This window comes from Pararhizobium sp. P1_E7, from assembly GCF_056405855.1.
The window spans coordinates 56,641-68,353 of record NZ_JBFUBH010000003.1; the positions used below are offsets into that span (position 1 = coordinate 56,641).

An 11,713-nucleotide genomic window follows, 5' to 3' on the forward strand; every position below is an offset into this window, starting at 1 on the left:
AACTCCCTCAAAATGGCCGGATATCGCATCCGGCCATTTTTGTTATTTCAGGCTGATCCAGTAGGCGCCGTTGAACGGAACGGCGGCAAAGCGCTCGTTGATTTCCTTCAGGCTCTGATCCGGATCGATATCGGCAAACAGCTCCGGCCTGAGCCAACGGGCAAAAGCCTCCGCTGCCAAAATGTTCAACGGCACGGCGTTGAAGAAATTCCACAAGCCATGCGCCCGGCCTTTCTGCACACCCGACAGATTGGCGAGCACCGGGTTTCTCACGGCTTGGCCAAGCGTCCTGCGGGCCTCCTCGGCGGGAACGCCGGGGCCTACGGAGAAAATGCTGTAGGTGCCGCCGGGCGAGGCCGTGGCGATATAGACGTCCGGATCGGCCTTAATCAGATATTCGCTGCTGACGATACCGCCTTGGCGCGGCAGGTTCTTATTCGCGATGTTGCGGCTGCCGGTGATGCCGATGAATTCTCCAAGCCCCCCTATGCCATAGGCGTAGCAGCAGCGATCCGGATTGGGGAAGGCATCCATCAGCACCGTGGGGCCGGGCTCGGGATTGGCTGCCACGCGCTCGGTGATGCGCTTCAGATGGTCCTCGTAGAAATCGGCAAAGGCGTTTGCCTGTTCCTCCCGTTCGAAGATCCTGCCAAGCAGCCGCATGTTGTCCGGCGTGTTCTTCAAGGGATCGCTGTTGAAATCGACGACGAAGACGGGAACGCCGGTGCTTTCCAGATAGTCGATCGCCCGCTTGCCGAGTTCGGTATCGGCCTGCCAGTTGGCCATGATGGCAAGATCGGCTTTCAGGGACAGGATGGTCTCGAAGGACAGGCCGTCGCCGGTACCGTCGCCAATGATCGGCACATCCGCGAGCGCTGGAAACTTTGCGGCGAAATCCTTGTAGATTTCGGGATTGTCGCCCTTCATATCGCCGGACCAGCCGGCAAGCAGGCTGATCGGATCGGGGTGGATGAGCGACAGCGCGACCAGATTGAAACCGCTGCCGAGCAGGACTGCCTTCGGCTTGGCCTTGATCGTCACCTGGCGGCCGATGCCGTCGGTGAGCGTCATCGGCCAACGCTCCTTGGCAACGGCCACGGAGATACAGGCCAGAAACAGGCAAAGGGTCAGAAGAAGAAGGCGTTTCACGATCATTGCTTTCTTTGGGCGGGAAGGGCGCAAAGTTCGCCGCAGCTCGGAATGCCCGGCAGAAGGTAGCGCAGGCAGCAGACCTTGCGTCGGCAGACGGTTTCTTCGCCATTAATCTCGTGACGAAGACAGCCGAGGAAGGGGTTGGCCGAACCATCAGGCAGTTGCGGTTGCGAAAACAGGGAACGCGAGGCCCAGGCATCGCCATCGGCCGGGCGCTCCTGCTCGGTCGCATTGAAGGCATAGTCGATATAGACGGCCGCGTTGTTCCAGGCGAGTTTTGGGGCAATGCCGCCCAGCGCCTTCAATTGTGCGACGATTTCGGCCAGGTGCTGGCTGACCAGAGGCATGACGAAGGACAGGAGGTCGGTGCCATTGCCCTCGCTCCAATCGCCTTCCCGGGCAAGCCCGAGCGCGCGCGGCAGCCCGTCTTCGGCAAGCGCGATCGTCATGTCGCCGGCAGCAACCGGCAGGGCGTGGCCGGCCCGGCGGGCGACGATGTAGGGGATGGTCAGCATCGAGAAATAGTAGAGCGACCACATGGAGGCGACCGCGCGCCGGTCAGTGCCGCCATGGGCGCTTGCATAGGTATCGAGAGCTGCGGAAAAACCGCCAGAACCGAAGAACTCCGACAACGGAACGGCCCCGTCCAGCTCCGATGACAGCATCATTTTCTCGCCGCACCAGGCATGTTCACCGGAAAACACCGCCTTCAGCCCGGATGGACCGACGGCGGTGTTTGCGTCGTGACGGGTGGAGGGGCTCAACGGATCACCAGCTGTATTTCAGCGAACCGATAACGGCGCGGCCCTGGTCGCGGTAGCAGAAGCCTGCCGAGCAAACGGTATCGCGCCGGTCAAAGACGTTGGTGGCGTTGACCTGTAGGCGCAGGCCTTCGTACTTCTTGTCGATGGCCGCGAAATCATAGTGGGCGGCGGCGTCGAAAAGCACGCGCGCGGCGTTGCGGGTCGTGTTCTGGTCGTTGCCGTAGCTCGATCCGAGGAAGCGTGCGCCGGCACCGAAGCCCAGGCCAGCTGCCGGGCCGTCCTCGGGCATTGTATAATCCGCCCAGATCGACGCCATGTGGCGCGGTACCGACGACACATAGTTGCCGACCGTATCGGCCGGGCCCTCGGTGATCTTAATGTCGGTATAGGTATAGGACGCGATCAGTGAAAGGCCGTTTTCGAGGCTGGTATTGGCCTCCAGTTCGAAACCGCGCGACCGTACCTTGCCGCGCTGAACCTGGATGTTCTCCGGGCCTGTCGGCAGGTCCACGACCTCATAATAGAGGCTGTTCTTCTGGTCGATGTTGAAGAGAGCCGCGGTGATCATGGTATTGCTGTTGGGCAGCAGATACTTGACGCCGACTTCCTCCTGCTGGCTTTCGGTCGGCTTGAATGGCTGTTCGGTCTCCTTGTTCCAGCCGGCATTGGGCGAGAAGGCGGTGGAGTAGCTGATGTAGGGCGCAAGGCCGAAATCGGTTTCGTATGTCAGGCCGATACGGCCGGAAAATGCCTTGTCCTTCTGCGATACAGGATCCACGACGCCGGTGGCCAGATCGGTCTTGTCCGTGTCGGTGGAGACCCAGTCGTACCGTGCGCCGGCTGTCAACGTCCAGGCGTCGTAGCGAATCTGGTCCTGAATGTAGGTGCCAAGCTGCCACTGGTCCTGGACGACACGCTCGTCGAAATCGATCGGATCGGTCGGGCGGCCTTGCGTCGGGTTCCTGGTGTCGAGCGGCGGTGTGAAGCCGGTGCCGGCCAGCGACTTGAACCGCAATTTTGTGTAGTCGATGCCGGTGAGCAAAGTGTGGTCGAGCGCGCCGGTATCGAATCTGGCCTCCATCTGATTGTCGATCACCACGGAGCTCAGGCGCTCGTCGAATGTACCGGCGCTGCTGTCCAGCAATGCCGGGTCGATGGCGTTGGGCGCATAGGCAAAGGCCCAGTCGGTGTCGATATGCAGCGTCGAGACGCGCATGTTCTGACGGAAGGTGAAGACGTCGTTCAACCGGTGCTCGAATTCATAACCGAGGCGGGCTTGCGTCTGCACCGAGTCATTGAAGTCGGGGTTGCCAGCGAAGATGTCCGTGACTTTGCCGGTCAGCGGGTCATTGTAATAGGCTGCAGAACCGCCTGTCTTGGTTCGGGAATATTCACCGAGGATCGTCAGCTTGGTGTCTTCGTCCGGCTTCCAGGTCAAGGCTGGCGCGATATAGGCGCGGTCGTCAGGCACACTGACCTGCTCTGTGTCGGCGCTGCGCAACAGACCGGTCATACGATAATAAAGCGGATCGGTATCGTTGATCGGACCGGAAAAATCGAACTGTCCCTGATAGCGGTTGTTGGTGCCGTATTGCAGCTGCAACTCGCGCAGCGGTTCGTCGGTGGGGCGCTTGGTGATCAGGTTGAAGAGGCCTCCGGCACCGGAAGCGCCGTAGAGAGCCGACGACGGACCGCGCAGAATGGAGACGCCTTCAAGGCCATAGGGCTCATTCTTGAACAGCGAGGAGCTGGCACCGGGCTGACGCAGATTGTCGCGGAACATGCCATTATAGGTGACATCGAAGCCGCGCACCGTGAACGAATCGAAGCGCGGATCGAAACCGTAGGCGCCGATGCGCGATCCGGGCGTATAGGCCAGCGTCTCGAGAAGCGTCTGCGGGTTGCGATCCTTCAGCTGCTGTTCGGTCACGGACGAGATCGATTGCGGCGTCTGCAGGAAAGGCGTGTCGACCTTGGCGCCGGTGGCGCTGCTGGTGCCGACGTAACCATCGGCCGTGATGACGCCGCCGCTGCCGCCTGTCACCGTCAGTGCCTCAAGCGCCGTCGCTCCGTCGGTCGTCGTGGACTGCGCCGCGTCCTGCGCAAAAGCCGTCAGCGAGAGGGCAAGCAGCGAGGTGCCGGCAAGGGCAAAACGGACGGTGGACCGGGTGGTGCGGCGAAGATGGGGCATGTCATGCACTTTCTGGATAGGCGAGAGCTATAAGATGACTCTTTCTATCAAGATTATCTTCGCAGAAAAGCAGAATCTATGAGTTAAATACTCATGTTTTACGGCGTGTGGGATTTGCGCAACATTTCGGAAAATCCCGTATGTTTTTCCATCGGTTAGCATAAAACTCGCAACGGCCGCGCTTTGGGCGCGGCCGTTGCAGGTCCGGTTCGATGTTTGTGCTGCTGCTGCAGCTTCTATCCGTGATTGATCATCACATGACGAACGGCGGTGTAATCCTCGAGCGCGTAGATCGACATGTCCTTGCCGTAGCCGGACTGCTTGACGCCGCCATGGGGCATTTCGTTGGTCAGCATGAAGTGGGTGTTGATCCAGGTGCAACCATATTGCAGGCGCGACGCAGCCTTCATCGCCTTGGAGATATCCTTGGTCCAGACGGAAGACGCGAGGCCATAGTCGCTATCATTTGCCCAGGCAACGGCCTGGTCGTTTTCCGTGAAGCGGGTGACGGAGACGACGGGGCCGAAGACTTCGCGCCGGACGATCTCGTCGTCCTGGGTGGCGCCGGCAACGACCGTCGGCTGGAAGAAGAAGCCGTCCTTGCTGCCGAGGTTGCCGCCGGTGGTGATCTCGATGTGTTTTTGCTCGGTGGCGCGCTCGACGAAGCTCGCCACGCGGTCGCGCTGGCGCTTGGAGATCAGCGGGCCGATCTCGTTTTCGGTATCGTCTGTACGGTTGTACCTGATCGTCGAGACGGCGGAGGTCAGGTCGGCAACCAGCTTTTCGTAGATGCCGTCCTGCGCGTAGATGCGGCAGGCGGCTGTGCAGTCCTGACCGGCATTGTAGTAACCGAAGGTACGAATGCCGTTGACGACGGCGTCGAGGTCGGCATCGTCATAGACGATGACCGGTGCCTTGCCGCCGAGTTCGAGATGGGTGCGCTTGACGGTCTTTGCAGCCGCCTGCAGCACCTTCTTGCCGGTGGCGATATCACCGGTGATCGAGACCATGCCGATCTTCGGGTGGTTGATCAGTGTGTTGCCCACCGTTTCGCCGCGCCCGAGAATGACGTTGACGACGCCTTCCGGCAGGATACCGGCCAAAAGCTTCGCCATCTTGAGCGCCGTAAGCGGCGTCTGTTCGGATGGCTTGAAGACGACGGTGTTGCCGCCGGCGATCGCTGGCGCCAGCTTCCAGGCCATCATCATCAGCGGGTAGTTCCACGGCGCGATCGAGCCGATGATGCCGACGGGATCGCGCCGGATCATCGAGGTGTGGCCGGGCAGGTATTCACCCGCCACCGTCGCATGCAGCGAGCGGATGGCACCGGCAAAGAAGCGCCAGCAGTCGACGATCGCCGGCAGTTCGTCATTGCGCACGGCATTGATCGGCTTGCCGCAGTTCAGGGCCTCGAGCGCTGCGAACGCATCGGCATCCTTCTCGATCGCATCGGCGATCTTCAGAAGGTAGCCGGAGCGTTCGGCAGGCGTCGTCATCGACCAGCTGGAAAAAGCCTTCTCGGCTGCATCGACGGCACGCTCGATCTGGGCTTGCGAGGCCTCGGCGAGATCGATGATCTTGGCACCGGTGCGTGGGTTGAGAATCAGTTCCTCGGCTTCTGTTCCGGCCTCGAATGCCGATCCGATCAGCAATTGTGTGTCCATGTTCGTTCTCCGTTGTTTTGACGGAGCGAATAGTGAATAGCGAATAGCGAATAGGGCATTATAACCACTCGTGGACGTCACATCCTATTCGCTATTCGCTACTCCCTATTCGCTCGATGTTCATTTTCCCGCACCGGCGATCTGGTCGCCGTCGCGGGTGAGGTAGTAGGCGGCCAGGATCGGCAGGAAGGTGACAAGCATCACCACCATGGCGACGACATTGGTGACCGGCCGCTGGCGCGGGCGGATGAGTTCTTCGAGCATCCAGATCGGCAGCGTCGACTGCTGGCCGCCGGTGAAGGTGGTGACGATGACCTCGTCGAAGGACAAAGCGAAGGCGAGCATGCCGCCGGCCAGAAGTGCGGTACCGATGTTCGGCAGGATGATGTGGCGAAAGGTCTGGAAACCGTCGGCGCCGAGATCCATGGAGGCCTCGATCAGCGAACCGGAAACGCGGCGGAAGCGGGCGACTGCATTGTTGTAGACGACGACGATGCAGAAGGTCGCGTGGCCGAGAACGATGGTCCAGAACGAGAAGGGGATATCGGCAAAAGAGAAGGCCGAGCGCAGCGCAATGCCGGTGATGATGCCGGGCAGCGCAATCGGCAGGATGACCAAAAGCGAGATCGTTTCGCGGCCGAAGAAACGCGTCTGGCTGACGGCGGCAGCGCAGAGCGTGCCAAGCACCAGCGCGATTGCCGTGGCGATGGTCGCGACCTTGACCGACAGGGCAAGCGCTGCCCAGACGTCCGGCCGGTTCCAGGTCACAATGAACCATTGCAGCGTCAGGCCGGGCGGCGGGAACTGGTAGCTCTTTTCCTCTGTGGTGAAGGCATAGAGGAAGATCAACAGGATCGGGATATGCAGGAAGGCAAGGCCTCCGATGGCGGCGAGCTTCAGGCCAAGCGGAGCGGACGTGGAGCGGTCAGAGCGCATCGAAGGCTCCCATGCGTTTGGCCATCCAGAGATAGAGGCCCATGATGACGATCGGAACGACGGTGAAGGCAGCCGCTAGCGGAATGTTGCCGGCCGTGCCCTGCTGGGCATACACGGCCTGGCCGATGAACAGGCGCGACGAGCCGACGATCTGCGGGATGATGTAGTCGCCGAGCGTCAGCGAAAACGTGAAGATCGAGCCTGCGACGATGCCGGGCAGGGCGAGCGGAAAGAGCACGTGGCGAAATGTCTGCTGCGGCGTGCCGCCGAGATCGGACGAGGCTTCGATCAGGTTGCCGGGAACACGCTCCAGTGCTGCCTGGATCGGCAGGATCATGAACGGCATCCAGACATAGACGAAGACGAGGAAGGTGCCGGTATAGCTGACCGAGAGCGAATTGCCGCCGATGATCGGAAGTGCCAGCCAGCCGTCGAGCAGCCAGAGCAGATGAAGCTTGGTGAAGGCCCAGGTGAGGATGCCTTCCTTGGCGAGGATCAGTTTCCAGGCGTAGATTTTCACCAGATAGCTCGACCAGAGCGGCAGCATGATGCCGAGATAGAACACGGCCTTCCACTTTCCCTTGGCATAGCGCGCGGCGTAGTAGGCAATCGGGAAGGCGATCAGCGCCGAAAACAGTGTGACCGTGGCGGCCATCGTCACCGTGCGGACGATGATATCGAAATTGGCGTCCGACAGCAGCTGCCTGTAGGTCGCCAGCGTGAACTCGTAATTGATCAGGCCGGAAAAATCGTCGATCGAGAAGAAGCTCTGCAGCAAAAGCGCAAACAGCGAGCCGAGATAGATGATGCCGAGCCAGAGCAGCGGCGGGCCGAGCAGAATCGCCAGAAGAACGTGCGGGTGCTTCCACAGGAAGTCCGATACCCGTCCCATCGGGCCGGGCCTGTTCGGCAGGATTGCGGCTGGAGTGACGAGCGCGCTCATGCTTCCTCCATCAGATGAAGGTCGTTGCGCGAAAAGGCGAGCTGCACCGCAGCGCCGAGGTCGGGAACCGGCATGGCGGCGGGGCTGGCGACGATGATCTTTTCGCCGTCGCAGTCGATACTGATGCGATTGGTTGCGCCAAGGAAGCTGCGAGCGGTGACGGTGCCCGGCAGGCTCAGCTGCTCGGCCCAGGAGGTCCCGATGGCAATGGCTTCGGGCCGCAGGCTGGCGGCTTTCGCGGCAACGCCGAGCTTGGCGCAAGTGACGCTGGAGAGCACATTCGACGAGCCGACGAAATCGGCGACGAAACGGGTCTGCGGGCGTTTATAGATGTCTTCCGGCGTGCCCAATTGCTGGATCTTGCCGTCGTTGAACACGGCGATCCGGTCGGCCATCGACAGGGCTTCGCCCTGGTCATGAGTGACGAAGACGAAGGTGATGCCGAGTGATTTCTGCAGGCTTTTCAATTCCTCCTGCATCTGCTCGCGCAGCTTGAGATCCAGCGCGCCGAGCGGTTCGTCGAGCAGCAATACCTTGGGTTTGTTGACCAGAGCACGGGCGAGCGCAACGCGCTGGCGCTGGCCGCCGGAAAGCTGGCCCGGCCGCCGCTGGCCATAGCCGGGCAGCTTGACCATGGCGAGCGCATCTTCCGCTGCTTTCCGCCTCTCCTCCTTGCCGATGCCCTTGACCATCAGGCCATAGGCGACATTGTCGAGAATGGAGAGGTGCGGGAAGAGGGCATAGTCCTGAAACACCGTATTGACGCTGCGGCGATAGGGCGGCACGCCTTCGGCGGTCTCGCCGAAAATCTCGATATGGCCATGGGTCGGCTGCTCGAAACCGGCCATCAGCCTGAGGCAGGTGGTCTTGCCCGAACCGGAAGGGCCGAGCATGGCAAAGAACTCGCCGGCCGCAATTTCAAGGTCGACCGCATCGACGGCTTTGACGAGGCCAAAGTGGCGCGAAACGTTTTCGAACAGGACGGCGGCGCTCATGGGGTACTCCGTGGGTAACGACGATCAATCCTCATCAGCGATGAAGAATGACAAGTAAGTGGCTGCTGGCTCAGATAACTCCATCCCCTTGTGGGGAGGGTTGGGGAGGGGACTTCTCAAAGAAAAGAGCCCTCCCGGCCCTTCGGGCAACCCTCCCCACAAGGGGGAGGGAAAAATCAGCGCTCAACGCCCGCCGATGACGCCGATATAGTCGGAGACCCAGCGGTGATAGGGCACGCACTCGCCCTGGCTTTCGCATTTCGAGGTCGGCGTCTTCCAGAACTTCACCTTGTCGAAGTCGTCATAGCCATTGGCCTTGCAGCCGCCGTCGGTCAAAAGCTCGTTGCCCTTGCAGGCGGCTCCAACAGACGGGTTGGCACCGAACCAGGCGGAGACATCGCCCTGGACCTTGGGGGACAGCGAGTGTTCCATCCACATATAGGCGCAGTTCGGGTGCGCGCTTTCGGCATGCAGCATGGTCGTGTCGGCCCAGCCGGTCACGCCCTCCTCCGGAATGGTTGAGGCGATCGGCTGTTTTTCGGACTGCAGCAGATTGACCTGGAACGGCCAGGAGCCGGACGCGACGACGCCTTCGTTCTTGAAGTCGTCGATCTGGATCATCGCATCATGCCAGTAGCGGTTGGCGAGGGTGCGCTGGGTGCGCAAGACGTCGAGCGCTGCCTTGTACTGGTCTTCGTTGAGTTCGTAAGGGTCCTTGATGCCGAGTTCCTTGTTGTGGAACATCAGGTAGTTGGCGGCATCGGCAACATGGATCGGGCCGTCATAGGCCTGGACGCGGCCCTTGTTGGACTTGCCGTCCGGCAGCTTCATTTCCTTGAAGACGACGTCCCAGCTCTTTGGCGCCTCGTCCTTGAAGGCCTTTGTATTGTACATCAGCACGTTCGGTCCCCAGACATAGGGAACGCCGTAGTGGACGCCCTTGACGGTGTACCAGGGCGACGATTGCATGCGCTCATCGACGGTCTTGAAGCTCGGGATGAGGTCGGTGTTGATCGGCTGGACGCGCTTGCCGGCAACCAGGCGCAGCGATGCGTCGCCGGATGCGGTGACGAGGTCGAAACCGCCTTCGTTCATCAGCGCGACCATTTCGTCGGAGGTCGCTGCCGTCTTGACGCTGACCTTGCAGCCGGTGTCCTTTTCGAAGCCGGTGACCCAGTCATAGGCCTTGTCGGACTCGCCGCGCTCGATATAGCCGGCCCAGGCGACGATCGACAGTTCGCCTTCGCCCTTGCCGAGTTCCTTCAAGGGTTCTTGAGCGAAAGCGTGGGTGGCGAAAGCGAGCGAAAGGGTGAGCGCGGTGCAGGATTTCAGAATCTGCTTCATCTTCAGTCTCCCGGTTTGGTGTCCGAATTTTTCGGTCTTGTTCCCAGAATGAAGGGTGCCTCTATTTCGCCGCTTTCGCAAATTCATTAATCAGAATGTCGCTATCGGTTTTTCCGATATCGCTCGGTTTTATCGCGAACGGCCGCTGCGCAAGGCCTCGGCAACCCCGATGAAATCCTTTGCCGCTTGCGGCAGGCCGGACCCCTTGCGCCAGACCATGCCGACTTGAACGACGGGCAGGGCGCCGGAGACGTCGCGGCTTTCGATACGGTCGCCTTCCAGTGACCAGGGCCGATAGACGAGGTCAGGCAAGAGCGCGATACCGGCGCCGGTGGCGACAAGGCTGCGGACCGCCTCGACGGATCGCGTGCGGAAGGCGACATGCGGGCGGGCGCCGAGCGCAGTCAGGAGCTTGCCGGTGTTCTCCTCGATTTCATCGACCGTCAGCATGATCAACGGCTCCTTGGCGATATCGGCAACCGAGATGATATCGGCCGAGACCAGCGGATGGCCGAGCGGCAGCCAGAGGCGGTAGGGCGAGGTTTCGATGATTTCGGCCTGCAGCGCCATGCGGTCGCGCAGATTTGAAATGACCATGACGGCGACATCGAGCTCGCCGCCAACCAGCAGGTGCTCGAGATAGGAGCCGTTGTCCTCGATGGCGCTGACCTCGACGCCGGGGCAGGCGCGGCGATAGCGCGCGAGCAGGTCGGAGAGCACGTAGCCGGCAACCAGCGAGGTGACGCCGAGATTGAGCTTGCCGCCGGTGCGCGCCTCCCGCTCCTGCGAGAAGGAACGGCGGGCATCGGAAACGCCGGCGAGAATCTTGGTCGCATGGCGCAGGAACTGGTGGCCGTTATGGGTGATATGCAGCCCGCGCGGATGGCGCTCGAACAGCTCGACGCCAAGGTCGGTCTCTAGCTCCTTGACGGCTTCGGTGATCGACGATTGCGAAATCGACAGGTTCTGCGCCGCGCGGGTGACGGACCCCTGTTCGGCGACGGCGACGAAATACTGGAGCTGACGGAGTGTGAAGGCCATGGCCTAGCTAACATGGCAAGAGGGGGAGATGGCAAGATGCAGGGCGGTTTAGTCGGAAGCCAACGTGATCAGGTGTCGTTCCAATCCTCGGGAAAGTCTCGACCTCCATAGAAAATGCGCAGGATGCGAACGCTCTCGCCGTCGACCACGAACGCGATTGATACACGCCGTTCGAAGCCAAGGATGCGCAGGCCCGGATGAAGATCATCGCGCTGCGTGCCGCGAAAGGGAAAATCGGCAAGGGCCATGCATGCTTTTTCGATACGATCAATATAGCCGCCGGCTCGATCACGGCCGCTGTTTTCGGCAATGTATTGGTAGACCGCGACAAGGTCGTTTTCTGCGATGGGACGCAGGACGACCTTATGAGTCATTCTGACTTGTCTTCCATATGGCGTGCGCGAAGGCGTGAAAAGACCTCCGCCGCAGGAACGTCAGGCCGGGGATCGTCTATCGCATCCCGAATTTTGGAACGCATGATCTCGCTCAGAGCTGCCTCTTCACGGTCAAGGGCGCGTAAGCCGGCGCGGATGACTTCGCTGGCGGACTCGTACTCGCCTGACTGCAGACGACTGTCCAGCAGTGCCTGCTGTTTACCAAGGGTGACAGTGATGGGTTTGCTCGTTCGCATATGCAGAGATTAACATGGCGCATGACATTGTCATACTCGAAAAGCTGGAGAA

The 11,713-nt window shown here is 60.9% G+C and carries 11 protein-coding genes; all 11 read right to left on the bottom strand.

Features of this window, described 5'->3' with window-relative positions; genetic code table 11:
• Positions 1-42 precede the first annotated feature (42 nt).
• The 11 genes from AC1D17_RS04960 to AC1D17_RS05010 all read right to left on the bottom strand — a co-directional run bounded on the left by AC1D17_RS04960 (position 43) and on the right by AC1D17_RS05010 (position 11,661).
• Positions 43-1,155, bottom strand: a complete 1,113-nt coding sequence (locus tag AC1D17_RS04960) for an ABC transporter substrate-binding protein (RefSeq protein WP_477564313.1) — start codon at positions 1,153-1,155, stop codon at positions 43-45.
• Positions 1,152-1,916, bottom strand: coding sequence for a siderophore-iron reductase FhuF (gene fhuF, locus AC1D17_RS04965; protein WP_477564314.1), 765 nt, complete (start codon positions 1,914-1,916; stop codon positions 1,152-1,154). The genes AC1D17_RS04960 and fhuF overlap by 4 nt, the downstream gene beginning before the upstream one ends.
• Before the next feature lie 4 nt (positions 1,917-1,920).
• Positions 1,921-4,107, bottom strand: coding sequence for a TonB-dependent siderophore receptor (locus AC1D17_RS04970; protein WP_477564315.1), 2,187 nt, complete (start codon positions 4,105-4,107; stop codon positions 1,921-1,923).
• 236 nt (positions 4,108-4,343) lie between these two features.
• Positions 4,344-5,771: a gamma-aminobutyraldehyde dehydrogenase gene (locus AC1D17_RS04975; RefSeq protein WP_477564316.1), complete on the bottom strand. Its 1,428-nt coding sequence runs from the start codon at positions 5,769-5,771 to the stop codon at positions 4,344-4,346.
• Positions 5,772-5,891: 120 nt separating this feature from the next.
• The gene (locus AC1D17_RS04980; protein ID WP_477564317.1) at positions 5,892-6,707 is read right to left on the bottom strand and encodes an ABC transporter permease; all 816 of its coding nucleotides are present in this window, start codon (positions 6,705-6,707) and stop codon (positions 5,892-5,894) included.
• Complete coding sequence (locus AC1D17_RS04985; RefSeq protein ID WP_477564318.1) at positions 6,697-7,650, bottom strand: ABC transporter permease; 954 nt, start codon at positions 7,648-7,650, stop codon at positions 6,697-6,699. The genes AC1D17_RS04980 and AC1D17_RS04985 overlap by 11 nt, the downstream gene beginning before the upstream one ends.
• Positions 7,647-8,645 (bottom strand): ABC transporter ATP-binding protein, encoded by a 999-nt coding sequence (locus tag AC1D17_RS04990; protein ID WP_477564319.1) that lies wholly within the window; start codon positions 8,643-8,645, stop codon positions 7,647-7,649. Before AC1D17_RS04990 ends, AC1D17_RS04985 begins: the two co-directional genes overlap by 4 nt.
• A 183-nt stretch (positions 8,646-8,828) precedes the next feature.
• Positions 8,829-9,989: an ABC transporter substrate-binding protein gene (locus AC1D17_RS04995; RefSeq protein ID WP_477564320.1), complete on the bottom strand. Its 1,161-nt coding sequence runs from the start codon at positions 9,987-9,989 to the stop codon at positions 8,829-8,831.
• A 129-nt stretch (positions 9,990-10,118) separates the two neighbouring features.
• Positions 10,119-11,030 carry a LysR family transcriptional regulator gene (locus tag AC1D17_RS05000; RefSeq protein ID WP_477564321.1) on the bottom strand — a complete coding sequence of 304 codons (912 nt, stop codon included), beginning with the start codon at positions 11,028-11,030 and terminating at the stop codon, positions 10,119-10,121.
• Positions 11,031-11,098: 68 nt separating this feature from the next.
• Positions 11,099-11,404 carry a type II toxin-antitoxin system RelE/ParE family toxin gene (locus AC1D17_RS05005; RefSeq protein WP_477564322.1) on the bottom strand — a complete coding sequence of 102 codons (306 nt, stop codon included), beginning with the start codon at positions 11,402-11,404 and terminating at the stop codon, positions 11,099-11,101.
• Positions 11,401-11,661 (bottom strand): type II toxin-antitoxin system ParD family antitoxin, encoded by a 261-nt coding sequence (locus AC1D17_RS05010; RefSeq protein ID WP_477564323.1) that lies wholly within the window; start codon positions 11,659-11,661, stop codon positions 11,401-11,403. The genes AC1D17_RS05005 and AC1D17_RS05010 overlap by 4 nt, the downstream gene beginning before the upstream one ends.
• Positions 11,662-11,713 lie beyond the last annotated feature (52 nt).

Coding starts and splice junctions, on each gene's coding strand:
- AC1D17_RS04975 (WP_477564316.1), bottom strand. CDS start 5,771: ATGGACACACAATTGCTGATCGGATCGGCATTCGAGGCCGGAACAGAA.
- AC1D17_RS04960 (WP_477564313.1), bottom strand. CDS start 1,155: ATGATCGTGAAACGCCTTCTTCTTCTGACCCTTTGCCTGTTTCTGGCC.
- AC1D17_RS05010 (WP_477564323.1), bottom strand. CDS start 11,661: ATGCGAACGAGCAAACCCATCACTGTCACCCTTGGTAAACAGCAGGCA.
- AC1D17_RS04970 (WP_477564315.1), bottom strand. CDS start 4,107: ATGCCCCATCTTCGCCGCACCACCCGGTCCACCGTCCGTTTTGCCCTT.
- AC1D17_RS04985 (WP_477564318.1), bottom strand. CDS start 7,650: ATGAGCGCGCTCGTCACTCCAGCCGCAATCCTGCCGAACAGGCCCGGC.
- AC1D17_RS04995 (WP_477564320.1), bottom strand. CDS start 9,989: ATGAAGCAGATTCTGAAATCCTGCACCGCGCTCACCCTTTCGCTCGCT.
- AC1D17_RS05005 (WP_477564322.1), bottom strand. CDS start 11,404: ATGACTCATAAGGTCGTCCTGCGTCCCATCGCAGAAAACGACCTTGTC.
- AC1D17_RS04990 (WP_477564319.1), bottom strand. CDS start 8,645: ATGAGCGCCGCCGTCCTGTTCGAAAACGTTTCGCGCCACTTTGGCCTC.
- AC1D17_RS05000 (WP_477564321.1), bottom strand. CDS start 11,030: ATGGCCTTCACACTCCGTCAGCTCCAGTATTTCGTCGCCGTCGCCGAA.
- AC1D17_RS04980 (WP_477564317.1), bottom strand. CDS start 6,707: ATGCGCTCTGACCGCTCCACGTCCGCTCCGCTTGGCCTGAAGCTCGCC.